Raw genomic sequence first — 15,137 nt, 5'->3', positions numbered from 1 at the left:
GCGTCAGGCCTTCCGCATGTAGGCGCGCACCGTGAGCGGGGCGAACACCGCGACGACGACCGCGGCGCCGAGGAGCGAGAGCCAGAGGTCCCCGCCCACCTGGCCGTGGTTCACGAGCTCGCGGACCGCGGTGATCAGGTGCGAGACCGGGTTGACCTCGGAGAACCAGCGCAGCCAGTCCGGCAGGGTGTCCGCCGGGACGAAGGCGTTCGAGAGGAACGTCAGCGGGAACAGCACGAGGTTCGAGATGCCCGAGACGCTCGACGCGGTGCGGGCCACGACGCCGAAGTACGCGAAGATCCAACTGATCGCCCAGGCGACCACGATGACGAGCAGGCCGGCCAGGACGACGGCGCCGAAGCCGCCCGCGGGACGGAGCCCCATCGCGAAGCCCGTGACGAAGGTGATCGTCGTCGCGATGGCGTACCGCACGGTGTCGGCGAGCAGCGCTCCGGCGAGCGGGGCGATGCGGGCGATCGGCAGGGACTTGAAGCGGTCGAAGACGCCCTTGTCCATGTCCTCGCGGAGCTGGACGCCGGTGACGATCGAGGACGTGATGTTCGTCTGCACGAGGATGCCCGGGATGATGATCGGCAGGTAGGCAGCCACGTTGCCGGAGATCGCACCACCAAAGATGTAGGTGAACATCACGGTGAAGACGATCGGCATCAGCGTGACGTCGAACAGCTGCTCGGGTGTCCTGCGGACCTTGATCAGGCCGCGGTACGCCATCGTGAAGGACTGCCGGATCGTCGCAGCGAGCCCGGTGCCGCCCACGCCGGGGCGCGGGGTGCTCCTGGCACCGGTCGTGCCGGTGGACGCCAGGTCTGGGGTGGTGAGCGTGGTCATGCGTTGCTCCCTTCGAGCGCGTGCTCGTGCTGGTCGGCGGTGTCGTCGACGACCGGGTTGCCGGTGATGGTCAGGAAGACCTCGTCGAGCGTCGGCTTCTGCACGCTCATCTCGGCGAGGGAGATGCCGGCGTCGCGGAACGACACGAGCAGGTCGGTGACGCGGTCGGGGTCCGTCATCGGGGCGGTCAGGCGCGAGCCCTCGGGGCTGACGACCGCCGGGGTGCCGAGGACTCGGGCGACGAGGTCGGACGCCGTCGCGAGGGTCTCGGTGGAGGCGTCGGCGAGCCGGAGCTGCAGCGACGCGGTGCCGATCGACGCCTTGAGCTCGTCGCCGGTGCCCTCCGCGACGACCCGGCCGTGGTCGATCACGGCGATGCGGTCGGCGAGCTGGTCCGCCTCGTCGAGGTACTGCGTGGTGAGCAGCACGGTGGAGCCCGTCGCGACGAGCTCGCGGATCGTGTCCCACATCTGTGCCCGGGTGCGCGGGTCGAGGCCCGTGGTCGGTTCGTCGAGGAAGATCAGCGGCGGCTGCGCGATGAGGCTCGCCGCCAGGTCGAGGCGTCGGCGCATCCCGCCGGAGAAGTTCTTGAGCGGGCGGGTGGCGGCCTCGGTCAGGCCGAAGCGCTCGAGGAGCTCCGCGGACTTCCGCTTCGACTCCGCCCGGCCCAGCCCGAGCAGGCGGGAGAAGACCACCAGGTTCTCGGTCGCGCTGAGCGTCTCGTCGACGCTGGCGTACTGCCCGGTCACGCCGATGAGCCGGCGGACCTCCTGCGCCTCGCGGCGGACGTCGTGGCCGAAGATCCTGGCCTCGCCGGCGTCTGCCTTGAGCAGGGTCGCGAGCATGCTGATCGTCGTGGTCTTGCCGGCACCGTTGGGGCCCAGCACGCCGTACACGGTGCCGGCCTCGACGCGGAGGTCGACACCGTCCACGGCGCGGTTCTGCCCGAAGGTCTTCACGAGGCCGACGGCCTCGACCGCGAGGGGTGTCGTGGTCATCGTCGGTTCCCTTTCTCCGATGGGACGTCGGCAGTCGTGTCGACGTCGAGGACGATGGTGTCGGCCGGCGCTCACGCGGCACTGACGCGGCGCTGACATCGGTACCGTGGTGGTGTGAGCGAGACGGACGAGGCCCAGGCGCAGGCGTCGGCCGACAGTGGTGCCGACGGCGGCGTGCGGCTCAGGCTCGACGTCGCCTACGACGGTGCCGCGTTCTCCGGGTGGGCCAGGCAGCCGGGGCTCCGGACCGTGCAGGGCGCGCTCGAGACCGCGCTCGCGACCGTCTTCACGCGCTGGGGCTCGCCGCCGCTGCTGACCGTCGCCGGGCGCACCGACGCCGGGGTGCACGCCACCGGGCAGGTCGCCCACCTGGACCTCGACGCCGCGCAGTGGGCAGCGCTGGCACGGCCCCGACGGACCACGGCGGACGGCGGCGGGCGGAACGGCGGCGGAGGCAACGGCAGCGGGCGCGACGGGCGCGGGGGGGACGGGACCGGGCGGGACCCGCTCGACGGGCTCGTGAAGCGCGTCAACGGCATCGCCGGGGTCGAGGGCGACGTGCTCGTCACGCGGGCGTCGATCGCGCCGGACGGGTTCGACGCCCGGTTCTCCCCGCTCTGGCGGCGCTACCAGTACCGCGTCGCGGACGTCGACGCCCCCCGCGATCCACGACGTCGTGGGCACACGCTCTGGTACCCGGGGCGTCTCGACCCGGCAGCGATGGAGCGCGGTGCGCTGACGCTGTTGGGGCTGCACGACTTCGCGGCGTTCTGCAAGCCGCGCGAGGGGGCGACCACCATCAGGACGCTGCAGGAGTTCCGCTGGGACCGCGAGCCGGACGGCGTGCTGGTGGCGAGCCTCCAGGCCGATGCGTTCTGTCACTCCATGGTGCGCGCGATGGTGGGGGCGACCATCGCGGTCGGCGAGGGCCGCTTCGGGCCGGAGCGCCTCGAGGAGCTGCGCGTGGCGGGGGAGCGGACCAGCGCGTTCAAGGTGGCGCCGGCGAAGGGGCTCACGCTGACCGAGGTGGGCTACCCGGCGGACGCGGAGCTCGCGGCGCGGGCGGAGCAGACGCGCGCCCGGCGGTCCGTGGACGGGACGTCCGGCACCGGCGCGGTCTCCGGCTCGGCTACCGTCGAGGGATGAGCTCCCGCGAACCCCGGTCCGTCGTCTCCGTCGCCCCCGGTGTCGTCTTCGTCGAGGGGCCCGTCTCCAACTGGGTCGTGCTGGCGGAGGAGGACGGCGTCGCCCTGATCGACGCCGGCTACCCGGCCGACAGCGACCTGGTGCTCGACACGGTGCGCTACGCCGGACACGACCTCGGCGACCTCCGCCGCATCTACGTCACGCACGGCCACGTCGACCACGTCGGTGGCATCCCCGGGATCCTGGAGCGCCACCCGCACGTCGAGGTGCTCGCGCACGCCGCCGAGCTCGACAACGTGCGCGGGCCCGACCGGCAGCAGGTCACTCCCGCGGAGATCGGCGGACGGCTGGCGTCGGCGCGGGTGCTCCGCTGGCTCGGCCGGGCGATCCGCTCCGATGCCCTGCGGCCCGTCTCTGTGGCCACCGCCAGGGCCTTCACCGGCGCGGACTTCGAGGGGCGGGCCGTCACGCCGTTCCCCGCCGAGGGGCACACGGCCGGGTCCACCGCGTACCTGCTGCCGGCCGCCTCCGCGATCGTCACCGGGGACGCTGTCGTCTCCCACCACGACACGCAGCCGGCGTCGTGGACCCCTCGGCCCCGCATGATCACGCCGTTCTTCACGGCGGACCAGGCGACGGCGCTCGAGTCGGCGCGGGCGCTGCCGATCCCCGAGATCGTGCTGCCGGGGCACGGGCCGGCGGTGCACCGGGTGGGGCGGGAGTGGGTGCCGGTCGGGTCGTGAAGCGCGTGTCATCACTGAACGGCAATATGCTGGTCGCATGACTGACGACGTCCAGACTGAGTCCGATGCGATGCGGACGGTGATCGTCGCGGTGCTCGTGGTGGTGGCGACGCTCGCGCTCCTGACGGTGGGTGTCGCAACCCCGACGCGGCCGCCCGTGGCCCTGATCGCGGGCGGCGTCGCGGTCGTCACCGGAGGGCTGTCCCTGGTCGGCGCGCGCAAGCGGGGCAACCTCCTCGGTTGGTACGCGATGACGCTCGGTGTCATGGGGCTGCGGGCACTCACCGGGTCGTGAAGCGCAGTAGACCGAAGGGTTCACCTCGTCGAAACCTGAACGCCTCTGCAGATCGGTAGCGTGCGAGGGTCCACGACCCCGCACCGAAGGTCAGCATGCCCCAGCACATCCGACGCACCCTGCTGTGCGCCACGGTCGCCGCGACACTCCTCGCCGCACCACTCGTCTCCGCCACCACCGCCTCGGCGGACCCCGCGGGGACGGGCCTCGTCATCCGCGAGGCCTACCTCAAGGGCGGCAGCGCCGGCGCCCCCTACAACCACAAGTTCGTCGAGATCGGCAACCCCACGGCTGCCCCGGTCTCGGTCACGGGGTGGTCGCTGCAGTACCGCGCAGCGACGAGCGCCGGTGCGTTCAGCACGAGCGCGCTGGAGGGCACCGTCCCCGCCGGCGGCACGTTCCTGGTGTCGATGGCGGGCAACGGTGCAACTCCTGCCGGCGCCGACCTCCCCACGCCCGACGATGAGGCGAGCCTCAACCCGTCCGGCACGACGGGGACGCTCGTCCTCGCCGACCGCACGACGGCGCTGACCCTGCCCGCCGGAGCGGTCGCGGCCGGCACGCCCGGCGTGGTCGACCTGCTCGGCTACGGCGCGTCGAACACCTTCGAGGGCGCGGTGCGCTCCGTCGACGGTGCGAACAGCGTGCCGAACGGACTGGTGCGTGCGGGCACGACCGACACCGACGTCAACGCCACGGACTTCTCGAACACCACGACGCCGACCCCGACGAACGCGGCCGGCCAGACGGCGGGCGGCGGAACGACCCCCACGCCGCCGCCGACGGACCCGACCCCGCCAGCCGACCCCACCCCGGCCGAGGCCGTCACGATCGCGCAGCTCCAGGGCACGACGGACACCTCGCCGTACGCGGGCAGGAACGTCGTCACGTCGGGCGTCGTCACCGCGGTGTACGCCACCGGCGGCTTCAGCGGCTACACGATCCAGACCCCGGGCACCGGCGGCGCGGTCGACCTGACCACGCACACCGCGTCGGACGCCGTCTTCGTCTACTCGGCCGCGACGGCGTCGTCCGTCACCGCCGGACAGCACGTGGAGGTCACCGGCGCCGTCTCCGAGTTCAACGGCCTGACCGAGCTCACGGTGTCCAGCGCTGCCGGTCTGCGCACGCTGTCCGACACGGTGCCCGCTCCGCAGGCCGCGGCCGTCGCCTTCCCCCGGACGGACGCGCAGCGCGAGTCGCTCGAGAGCATGCTCATCGCTCCGCAGGGCCGGTACACCGTCGCGGACAACTACACGACGAACCAGTACGGCGAGGTCGTCCTGGCCTCCGGCTCCGAGCGGCTCCTCCAGCCGACCGAGGTCGCGCGCCCCGGGACCCCGGCGGCAGCGGCGGTCACCGCGGACAACGCGGCGCGCAGGATCACGCTCGACGACGGCGCCAGCACCAACTTCCTGACGAAGGCGAACCAGGGCATCCCGGTGTCGTGGCTGACGCAGGGCCCCGTCACCGTCGGTGCCGCCGCCACGTTCGACGCCCCGGTCGTCCTCGACTACCGCAACAACGCGTGGAAGTTCCAGCCGACCACGCCCGTCACCGGCGCGACGCCGGCGGCCGACCTGCCCGTCGCGTTCTCGGACGTGCGCACCGCGAAGCCCGAGGACGTCGGCGGCGACCTCAAGCTCGCCGGCTTCAACGTGCTGAACTACTTCCCCACGACGGGTGACGAGCTCACCGGCTGCACGTACTACACCGACCGCGTCGGTGACCCCGTCACGGTGAACTCCGGCTGCGATGCCCGTGGTGCCGCCGAGCAGGAGGACCTCGACCGCCAGCAGGTCAAGATCGTCAAGGCGATCAACGGCCTCGGCGCCGACGTCGTCTCGCTCGAGGAGATCGAGAACTCGGCGCGCTTCGGCCAGCCGCGTGACACCGCGGTCGCGACCCTGGTCGGGGCGCTCAACGCCGCGACCGGCTCCGACACGTGGGCGTACGTCCCGTCCCCGGCCGTCGTCCCAGCGAGCGAGGACGTCATCCGCCTCGCCCTGATCTACAAGAAGGACCGCGTCGCCCCCACCGGAGCGTCGACGATCCTGCAGGACCCGGCCTTCACGAACGCCCGACAGCCCGTCGCCGACGCCTTCCGCCCGCTCGGCGGCACGGCGGACGACGAGTTCCTGGTGATCGCCAACCACTTCAAGTCCAAGGGCTCCGGCACCGGTGCGAACGCCGACCAGGGCGACGGCCAGGGTGCGTCGAACGCGGACCGGGTCGCGCAGGCGACGGCCCTGGTGACGTTCTCCACCGCCATGCAGACGCAGTACGGCACGGACAAGGTCTTCATGCTCGGCGACTTCAACGCCTACAGCAAGGAGGACCCGATGGTGGTCCTCGACGACGCCGGGTACACCGACCTCGGGCCGACGCAGGACGCCGACGAGTGGTCGTACGTCTTCAGCGGCCTGAGCGGCTCGCTCGACCACGTGCTCGCCTCGCCCGCTGCGCTCGCCGACGTCACCGGCGTGGACATCTGGAACATCAACTCGGTCGAGTCGGTGGGTCTGGAGTACAGCCGCTACAACTACAACGCGACGAACCTCTACACGGACGACGTGTACCGGGCGAGCGACCACGACCCGATCCTGGTCGGCATCGACCTGCCGGGCATCGGCGGGACGACGCCTCCGGGTGACGGTGGGACGACGCCTCCCGGTGACGGTGGCACGCCGACGCCGACGCCGACGCCGACCCCTGGTCCGCAGCCCGGCGGCTCGGACACCGCCGCCGCGCTGTCCGTCGACGGCCACCTCCGCGTCGGAGCGTCGTTCCGACTGACGGGGACCGGCTTCGCTGCCGACGAGCGGACCACGGTGGAGCTGCACTCCGAGCCCGTGCGACTGGGCACGCTGACCGCTGACGCGTCCGGTCGCCTGTCCGGCACGTTCACGGTGCCGTCGTCGGTCACCGCCGGCACCCACACCCTGGTGGTGACCGGACCCACGACGGGCACCGTGACGCTGGTCGTCACGGTGGACCCTGCAGCGGGGACCGTCCCGGCGCTCGCGTTCACCGGCGCCGAGCTCACCGGTGGCATCGTCGCAGCGCTGCTGCTCCTGGCAGCGGGCGCCGGCCTGCTCGTGGTGCGGCGTCGTCGCGCGGCGCACGCCGCGTAGTCTCCGCGACCACCACCGGACGGGAGGCTCGGTGCCAGCTGGCACCGAGCCTCCCGTCCGTTCTTCCCACACCGCCCGCGATGGAAGGCGAGAGCGCGCGTTGCAGGTCGGAACATCCGACCTGCAACGCGCGATTCCGCTCGCTGGGCGGGAATCCGCTTGCTACGCGCGATTCCGCTCGCAGGGCGAGAGGTGAGGGCGGGAGAGGGCGCGGGGGAATCCGGGGCGGTTGACCCGCGTGCGGGGCGTCCGGTAGGCTCTCACATTGGTCTGCGCACCGTTGTGTGCCAGACAGTCAGATGAGCCCTCCACCGGGGCGTTCAGCGGGTGTCTCCCGCCAGAACACCTCACCGGAGCGGGATTCACGGACTCCTCACCTCGACACGAAAGCAGCACTCCTGTGACTCGCACGTTCTCACCGAAGCCGGCAGACGTCCAGCACGACTGGATCGTCATCGACGCCACCGACGTCGTCCTCGGCCGTCTCGCCTCGCACGTCGCCGCCCTCCTCCGCGGCAAGCACAAGGCCACCTTCGCCCAGCACATGGACATGGGTGACTTCGTCATCATCGTGAACGCGGACAAGGTCGCACTGACCGGTTCCAAGCTCGCGAAGAAGGTCTACTACCGGCACTCGGGCTACCCGGGCGGCCTCACCGCGACCTCCTACCCGGAGATGCTCGAGAAGCACCCGACCCGCGCCGTCGAGAAGGCGATCCGCGGCATGCTCCCGAAGAACACGCTGGGCCGCGAGCAGCTCAAGAAGCTCAAGGTGTACGCGGGTCCCGAGCACCCCCACGCCGCGCAGCAGCCCAAGACGTACATCTTCGACCAGGTCTCGCAGTAACCAGCGGCCACGACGACTTCCAAGGAACAGAGAAAACTCATGGCTCAGATCGCTGACTCCCTCGACCAGACCCCGGAAAGCTTCACCACGGAGAGCGCACCCGCCGCTGCCGAGGCCGCTCCCCGTCAGATCCTCAACGTCTCCGGCGGTGCCGTCGGGCGCCGCAAGGAGGCCATCGCCCGCGTGCGCCTCGTCCCCGGCTCCGGCACCTTCGTGGTGAACGGCCGTACGCTCGAGGACTACTTCCCGAACAAGCTGCACCAGCAGCTCATCAACGACCCGTTCAAGATCCTCGAGCTCCTCGGGTCCTACGATGTCGTGGCCCGTGTCACCGGTGGTGGCCCCTCCGGCCAGGCCGGCGCCGTCCGCCTCGCCATCGCCCGCACGCTGAACGAGATCGACCGCGAGAACAACCGTGCGGCCCTCAAGAAGGCCGGCTTCCTCACCCGTGACGCCCGCGTCATCGAGCGCAAGAAGGCCGGTCTCAAGAAGGCCCGCAAGGCGTCGCAGTTCTCGAAGCGCTAGTCGCTCGACGAACCCGATCGCAATGCCGCGTCTGTTCGGTACCGACGGCGTTCGTGGTCTCGCCAACGGCGAGTTGACGGCCGCGCTGGCTCTGGGTCTTGCCCAGGCCAGCGCGGCCGTGCTCACGCACGGACACCATGCGGACGCCCGACGGGCGTCCGGCCGACCGCGTCCCCGCGCGGTCCTGGCGCGCGACCCGCGCGTCTCCGGTGAGTTCCTGGGTTCCGCTGTCGCGGCCGGGCTCGCCTCCGCCGGCGTCGACGTGCTCGACGCCGGGGTCATCCCCACCCCGGCGGCCGCCTTCCTGGTGGCCGACATCGACGCCGACTTCGGCGTGATGATCTCCGCGTCGCACAACCCGGCGCCGGACAACGGCATCAAGTTCTTCGCCGCGGGCGGGCGCAAGCTCCCCGACGAGGTCGAGGACCGCATCGAAGCCGCCATGCACGACCAGTCCGCGCCGACCCCCACCGGCATCGACGTCGGGCGGATCACCCGCTTCGCCGACGCCGAGGACCGCTACGTCGTCCACCTGCTCGGCACGCTCCCGCACCGGCTCGACGGCATCCACGTGGTGCTCGACTGTGCCAACGGGGCTGCCGCGGGCGTCTCGCCCGAGGTCTTCGTGAACGCGGGAGCCAAGGTCACGCTCATCGGGGCAGACCCCGACGGCTGGAACATCAACGACGGCGTGGGCTCGACCCACATCGACAACCTCGCTCGTGCGGTGCTCGAAGCCGGTGCCGACGTCGGGATCGCCCACGACGGCGACGCCGACCGGTGCCTGGCCGTCGACGCCGCCGGCAACGCCATCGACGGCGACCAGATCATGGCGATCCTCGCCCTGTCGCTGCAGGAGCGCGGCCGGCTGAAGGACGACACCCTCGTCGCGACGATCATGTCGAACCTCGGCCTCAAGCGGGCCATGGCCGACGCGGGCATCACGATGATCGAGGCCGGCGTGGGCGACCGCTACGTGCTCGAGAAGATGAACGAGGGTGGCTACTCGCTCGGCGGCGAGCAGTCCGGCCACATCATCTTCCAGGAGTACGCCACCACGGGCGACGGCATCCTCACCGGGCTGCACCTCGTCGCCGAGATGGCGCGCACGGGCAGGTCGCTGCAGGAGCTCGCGTCGTGCATGACCGTGTTCCCGCAGGTGCTGCTCAACGTGCGCGGGGTCGACCGCCACGGGCTCGCCGACCAGGGCGTGCAGGACGCCGTCGCCGCGGCCACCGCGTCGCTCGGTGACACCGGCCGCGTGCTGCTGCGTCCGTCGGGCACGGAGCCCGTCGTGCGCGTCATGGTCGAGGCGGCTTCGCAGGAGACCGCCCAGCGCGTCGCCGAGGAGCTGGCCGCGGTCGTCGAGGAGCGCCTGGCGCTCGACGCCGCGTAGGGCTCCGCACAGAGCACCACGAAACGGACACAGCACCACGGGACCCCGTGGTGCTGTGTCCGTTTCGCGGTTCGGTGCGGAGACACCGCGCCCACGACCGCGCCCGCCCGTCAGATCTTGCGGAGCAGGACCGAGCTCACCTTGTGGTTCGGGCCCTTCTTCAGCACGAGGGTCGCCCGGGATCGCGTCGGCAGGACGTTCTCGACCAGGTTCGGCTCGTTGATCGCGTGCCAGACCTCGGTCGCGGTGCGCACGGCGTCCTCGCGGGACAGGCTCGCGAACCGGTGGAAGAACGAGTCCGGGCTCGAGAACGCCTCTTCCTGCAGGGCCAGGAACCGGTCGACGTACCAGGACTCGATGTCGCGGGTCTTCGCGTCGACGTAGATGGTGAAGTCGAAGAGGTCGGACAGCGCCAGCCGCCCGTGCAGCGGCGGAGCGAGCACGTTGAGCCCCTCGACGATGAGGATGTCCGGCTGGCGGACGACGATTTCGGCGTCCTCGACGATGTCGTAGACGAGGTGCGAGTAGTACGGCGCCCGGACCTCGGCCGCGCCGCTCTTCACCTGGCTGACGAAACGCAGCAGGGAGCGGCGGTCGTAGGACTCCGGGAAGCCCTTGCGGTCCATGATCCCGCGTCGCTCGAGCTCGGCGTTCGGGTACAGGAACCCGTCCGTCGTGACGAGCTCGACGCGAGGGGTGTCCGGCCAGCGCTTCGTGAGCTCGCGGAGCAGTCGGGCGACGGTGGACTTGCCGACCGCCACGGACCCGGCCACACCGATGACGAACGGGGTGCGCCGGGCACGCTCGCCGAGGAAGCGACTGGTCTCGGCGTGCAGGTCCTTCGCCCCGGCGGCGTACAGCGTCAGCAGGCGGGACAGGGGCAGGTAGACCTCCTGCACCTCCTGCATGTCGAGGCGGTCACCCAGCCCTCGGAGCTGGACGATCTCCGTCTCGGTCAGGGACAGGTGCTCCTTGGGAGCGAGCTGCGACCACTCCGCGCGCGGGATCTCCACGAAGGGGGAGGGGTGCGCGACGGTGGTCTCCGTGATCGGCATGCGTCCGAGCGTACAGACGGGAGGCCCGCATCACGTGAGCCGACCGGCGCACGTGATCCGGGCCTCCCGTCCGGATCCCCGGCTCGCGCCGGGCGCGACCGCTCAGGCGGGCAGGGCCGCTTCGATGGCCGCGATGACCTCGGGGGCATCCGGCTTCGTCGTCGGACGGAAGCGCGAGACGGTGCCGTCCGGCGCCACGAGGAACTTCTCGAAGTTCCAGATGACGCGACCGGCCTTGCCGCCGGCGTCCGGCGTCTGCTTCAGCTCCTTGTAGAGCGGGTGCGCGCCCATGCCGTTGACCTTGACCTTCTCCGACATCGGGAAGGTGACGCCCCACGTGGCGGAGCAGTACTCGTCGATGGCCTCGGCGGAACCGAGCTCCTGCAGGAACTGGTTGCTGGGGAAGCCGAGGACCGTGAAGCCGCGCGGGCCGTAGGTCTTCTGGAGCTCCTCGAGCTGTTCGTACTGGGGCGCGAGGCCGCAGCGCGACGCCACGTTCACGACGAGCACCGCCTTGGCCCCGAACGCCCCGAAGGTGGTCTGCTCGCCGCGCAGGGTGGTGATGGCGATCTCGTCGAAACGTCCCATGCTCCGAAAGCTAGTCGTCCAGGTCGAGATCGGCCTGACGACGGACGAATGCACGCATGTGCGGCACGGTGAACGCGATGCGCCCTCGTTGTGGAGCGAACACGATGCCCTTGCTGATGAGAGCGTGGCGGGCCTGGCTCGCTGCGTTCGCCGCGACGCCGAGGCGCGACGCGACCGCACCGGTCGAGGATTCTCCGTCCGGGTCATCGGACATGGCCACGAGGTACTGCCGTTCTGCTGGCGTCGCGCTCGCCCACCGGCCAGGGAAGAACCCACTGTCGAGTTCGGCGTTGCCGCGATCGATGGCGCCGATGGCGTCGGCTTCGGTGATCCGCTTGTCCTCCGCCAGGTCCCACGCGGCGGCTCCGAAGGTCTGGAGGAAGTAGGGGTACCCGCCAGAGGCGTCCACCAGGACATCGAGGGCACTCGTGTCGAACGTCACGCCCGCGCGTCTGGCAGGCACCACGAGGGCGTCGCCAGCGGCACCGGAGGGCAACGAGCCGATCTCGCGGTAGTCGAACAGCCGCTCCGCGTACGACTTGGCTGCGGTGAGGGCCCCGGGCACGCTCGGCAGGCCGGCGCCGACGACGACGAACGGCCACCCACGCTGTCCCGCGCGGTGCTGGACCGACAGGAGTGCCCCGAGGAGTTCGGGTTCCAGGTCCTGGAGTTCGTCGATGAACAACGCGATCACGCGCTGTTGCTCGCGGAGCGCCGGAGCGAGGTCTTCGACCAGTTCTTCGAGATCGATCTCGATCACGCCGGTGTCCGCTCGCCCGACGGCAGCCTCGAGCTCGATCGAGAAGCCCAGCCCCCCGAACTGCATCCCGAACGACTTCACTGTGGCCAGCGCGCTGCGGACCGATGCCGACATGGCGCGCCCGCGACTCAGCCGGCGGGCAGCGAGCGCGATCTCACGGGCGAGTCGCCGTCGAGTCGTCTGGCGACCCGAGTCCGACGTCTGCCCCTCGACGTCGACGACGAGCCACCCGGCACCGTCTGCCTGCACGCGGAACTGGTTCAACAGGACCGTCTTGCCGACGCCCCGCAGACCATGCAGGACGAGGCTCCGAGCGGTCTGACCTCGTCGTGAGCGCGCGACGAGCAGGTCGAAAGCGTCCACCTCTGCCTGCCGACCGACGAGTTCCGGTGGGCGAAGGCCGGCCCCGGGTGCGTATGGGTTCAGTTCGGCGTGCATCTGATGCATTCTAGCGGTGTCTCAAACTGACGACAGAATCATGGAGAAAGCGGCAGACCGCAAGCTCGGTCTCGATCCGGTGTCCACGCAGGAAGGTCGCCAGAGGAGCCCATAGGATCGTCGCCATGTGTGGAATCGTCGGCTACGTCGGCAGCAACAGCAGCACGGACGTGCTCCTCGGTGGTCTCCGTCGGCTCGAGTACCGCGGGTACGACTCCGCCGGGATCGCGGTCATCGACCCCTCTGGTGACATGACCTCGGCGAAGAAGGCGGGCAAGCTCCAGGCCCTCGTCGACGAGCTCGACGCCCGACCGATCCCCGACGGCGGCACCGGCATCGGCCACACCCGGTGGGCGACGCACGGCGGCCCGACCGACGAGAACGCGCACCCGCACCTGGCGGACGGCGGCAAGCTCGCGCTCATCCACAACGGCATCATCGAGAACTTCTCCGCGCTGCGTGCCGAGCTGACCGCCGAGGGCGTCGAGTTCCTCAGCGAGACCGACTCCGAGGTCGCCGCGCACCTCGTCGCCCGCGCGTTCCGGGAGACCGGCGACCTGACCACCGCCATGCAGCAGGCCGTGCAGCGACTCGACGGCGCGTTCACGCTCCTCGTCGTGCACGCCGACCAGCCCGGCGTCGTCGTCGGTGCCCGGCGCAACTCGCCGCTCGTGGTCGGCCTCGGCGACGGCGAGAACTTCATGGGCTCGGACGTCGCCGCCTTCGTCGCGTACACGCAGCGCGCGCTGTCGATCGGCCAGGACGAGATCGCCACGATCCGCCCCGACGGCGTCGACGTCATCCACTTCGACGGCACCCCCGCGACCCCGAGCGAGTTCGAGGTGAACTGGGACGCCTCGGCCGCGGACAAGGGTGGCTGGTCCTCGTTCATGGCGAAGGAGATCAGCGAGGAGCCCGAGGCGGTCGCGAAGACCATCCTCGGCCGCGTGCACGAGGGTGCGGTCACGCTGACCGACCTCGACCCGATCGCCGACCGTCTGCAGCAGGTCGACCGTGTCGTCGTCATCGCCTGCGGCACCGCGGCCTACGCCGGCATGCTCGGCAAGTACGCCATCGAGCAGTGGGCGCGCGTGCCCGTCGAGGTCGAGCTCGCCCACGAGTTCCGGTACCGCGACCCGGTGCTGAACGACCGCACGCTCGTCGTCTCGATCAGTCAGTCCGGCGAGACGATGGACACGCTCATGGCCGTGAAGTACGCCAGGGAGCAGGGCGCGCAGGTCCTCTCGATCTGCAACACCCAGGGCGCCACGATCCCGCGCGAGTCCGACGCGGTGATCTACACCCACGCCGGGCCCGAGGTCGCGGTGGCGTCGACGAAGGCGTTCCTCGCGCAGGGCGTCGCGCTGTACCTGCTCGGGCTGCACCTCGCCACGCTCCGCGGCACGCTGACGACCGAGCAGGTGGCCGAGCAGGTCGCCGAGCTCGAGGGCCTGCCCGCCAAGCTGCAGCAGACGATCGAGGACGCCTCCGGGGTCGCCGAGCTGGCGAAGTGGATGGCGGACACCCGCAGCGTCCTCTTCCTCGGCCGCCACGTCGGGTACCCGATCGCGCTCGAGGGCGCGCTCAAGCTCAAGGAGCTCGCGTACATCCACGCGGAGGGCTTCGCCGCCGGTGAGCTCAAGCACGGCCCGATCGCGCTCATCGAGCCGGGGCAGATCGTCTTCGTGATCGTGCCCTCGCCGCGTGACGCCCGGTCGCTGCACCCGAAGGTCGTGTCGAACATCCAGGAGATCCGCGCTCGCGGCGCCCGGGTGATCGCCATCGCCGAAGAGGGCGACGCCGCCGTGCTGCCCTTCGCCGACGAGGTCCTCCGGATCCCGCTGGCGACGCCGCTGTTCGAGCCGCTGCTGGCCGTCGCGCCGCTCCACATGTTCGGCATGGAGCTCGCGGCCGCGAAGGGGCTCGACGTGGACCAGCCGCGTAACCTCGCGAAGTCGGTCACCGTCGAGTAGTCGGCGATGATCATCGGGATCGGGGTCGACGTCGTCGACCTGGAGCGGTTCGAGCGCACCCTCACCAGGACGCCCGCCATGCGATCGCGCCTGTTCACGCCGTCGGAACTCGTTCGTGACGGGGAGCCCCGTGCGATCGCGTCGCTCGCGGCGCGGTTCGCGGCGAAGGAGTCACTGATCAAGGCGTTCGGGTCGAGCGCCGGGCTGAGCTGGCAGGACCTCGAGGTCGTCTCCGACGACCAGCGGAACCCGTCGCTCACGCTGCACCGGCAGGCGCGCCAGGTCGCAGACGCGCGTGGCGTCGTCTCCGTGCACCTGTCGCTCTCGCATGATGGGGGCATCGCCACGGCGTTCGTGGTGCTGGAAGGAACAGGGGAACCGGCTTGAGTG

The 15,137-nt window shown here is 71.0% G+C and carries 14 protein-coding genes; 9 read left to right on the top strand and 5 right to left on the bottom strand.

Features of this window, described 5'->3' with window-relative positions; all coding sequences use genetic code 11:
• Positions 1-3: 3 nt before the first annotated feature.
• Together ITJ54_RS05345 and ITJ54_RS05340 are read right to left on the bottom strand one after the other, a co-directional pair.
• Positions 4-849 carry an ABC transporter permease gene (locus ITJ54_RS05345; protein WP_194626365.1) on the bottom strand — a complete coding sequence of 282 codons (846 nt, stop codon included), beginning with the start codon at positions 847-849 and terminating at the stop codon, positions 4-6.
• The gene (locus ITJ54_RS05340) at positions 846-1,847 is read right to left on the bottom strand and encodes an ATP-binding cassette domain-containing protein (protein WP_194626364.1); all 1,002 of its coding nucleotides are present in this window, start codon (positions 1,845-1,847) and stop codon (positions 846-848) included. Before ITJ54_RS05340 ends, ITJ54_RS05345 begins: the two co-directional genes overlap by 4 nt.
• A 114-nt stretch (positions 1,848-1,961) precedes the next feature.
• Here ITJ54_RS05340 and ITJ54_RS05335 point away from each other — a divergent pair, with 114 nt between their 5' ends.
• The 7 genes from ITJ54_RS05335 to glmM all read left to right on the top strand — a co-directional run bounded on the left by ITJ54_RS05335 (position 1,962) and on the right by glmM (position 9,933).
• Positions 1,962-2,993, top strand: coding sequence for a tRNA pseudouridine synthase A (locus ITJ54_RS05335; protein WP_416354894.1), 1,032 nt, complete (start codon positions 1,962-1,964; stop codon positions 2,991-2,993).
• The gene (locus tag ITJ54_RS05330) at positions 2,990-3,736 is read left to right on the top strand and encodes an MBL fold metallo-hydrolase (protein ID WP_194626362.1); all 747 of its coding nucleotides are present in this window, start codon (positions 2,990-2,992) and stop codon (positions 3,734-3,736) included. Before ITJ54_RS05335 ends, ITJ54_RS05330 begins: the two co-directional genes overlap by 4 nt.
• 37 nt (positions 3,737-3,773) lie before the next feature.
• Complete coding sequence (locus ITJ54_RS05325) at positions 3,774-4,031, top strand: hypothetical protein (protein WP_194626360.1); 258 nt, start codon at positions 3,774-3,776, stop codon at positions 4,029-4,031.
• Positions 4,032-4,126: 95 nt separating this feature from the next.
• On the top strand, positions 4,127-7,165 hold the full coding sequence (locus ITJ54_RS05320) for an ExeM/NucH family extracellular endonuclease (RefSeq protein ID WP_228508690.1): 3,039 nt from the start codon (positions 4,127-4,129) through the stop codon (positions 7,163-7,165).
• Positions 7,166-7,565: 400 nt separating this feature from the next.
• Positions 7,566-8,012, top strand: coding sequence for a 50S ribosomal protein L13 (rplM, locus tag ITJ54_RS05315; protein ID WP_056121470.1), 447 nt, complete (start codon positions 7,566-7,568; stop codon positions 8,010-8,012).
• Between the two features lie 39 nt (positions 8,013-8,051).
• Entirely contained in the window at positions 8,052-8,537 is a 486-nt protein-coding gene (gene rpsI / locus ITJ54_RS05310) for a 30S ribosomal protein S9 (RefSeq protein WP_071276677.1), read from the top strand.
• 22 nt (positions 8,538-8,559) lie between these two features.
• A complete protein-coding gene (gene glmM / locus ITJ54_RS05305; protein WP_194626358.1) occupies positions 8,560-9,933 on the top strand; it encodes a phosphoglucosamine mutase in 1,374 nt (457 codons plus the stop codon).
• 110 nt (positions 9,934-10,043) lie between these two features.
• Here the strand turns inward: glmM and coaA are convergent, their stop codons facing one another.
• From coaA to ITJ54_RS05290, 3 genes are all read right to left on the bottom strand, one after another.
• Positions 10,044-10,988, bottom strand: coding sequence for a type I pantothenate kinase (gene coaA, locus ITJ54_RS05300; RefSeq protein ID WP_194626356.1), 945 nt, complete (start codon positions 10,986-10,988; stop codon positions 10,044-10,046).
• A 102-nt stretch (positions 10,989-11,090) separates the two neighbouring features.
• Positions 11,091-11,576: a glutathione peroxidase gene (locus ITJ54_RS05295; protein ID WP_194626353.1), complete on the bottom strand. Its 486-nt coding sequence runs from the start codon at positions 11,574-11,576 to the stop codon at positions 11,091-11,093.
• A 10-nt stretch (positions 11,577-11,586) separates the two neighbouring features.
• Positions 11,587-12,774, bottom strand: coding sequence for an ATP-binding protein (locus ITJ54_RS05290; RefSeq protein WP_194626351.1), 1,188 nt, complete (start codon positions 12,772-12,774; stop codon positions 11,587-11,589).
• A 125-nt stretch (positions 12,775-12,899) separates the two neighbouring features.
• On the opposite strand from ITJ54_RS05290, the gene glmS reads away from it, so the two are divergent.
• Positions 12,900-14,747, top strand: coding sequence for a glutamine--fructose-6-phosphate transaminase (isomerizing) (gene glmS / locus ITJ54_RS05285; RefSeq protein ID WP_194626349.1), 1,848 nt, complete (start codon positions 12,900-12,902; stop codon positions 14,745-14,747).
• Positions 14,748-14,753: 6 nt separating this feature from the next.
• Complete coding sequence (locus ITJ54_RS05280; protein WP_194626347.1) at positions 14,754-15,134, top strand: holo-ACP synthase; 381 nt, start codon at positions 14,754-14,756, stop codon at positions 15,132-15,134.
• Positions 15,135-15,137 lie beyond the last annotated feature (3 nt).

This window comes from Curtobacterium sp. VKM Ac-2865, assembly GCF_015350905.1.
In the GTDB taxonomy this organism is placed as follows: Bacteria; Actinomycetota; Actinomycetes; order Actinomycetales; family Microbacteriaceae; genus Curtobacterium.
This window is presented reverse-complemented; position numbering and strand designations above follow the sequence as displayed.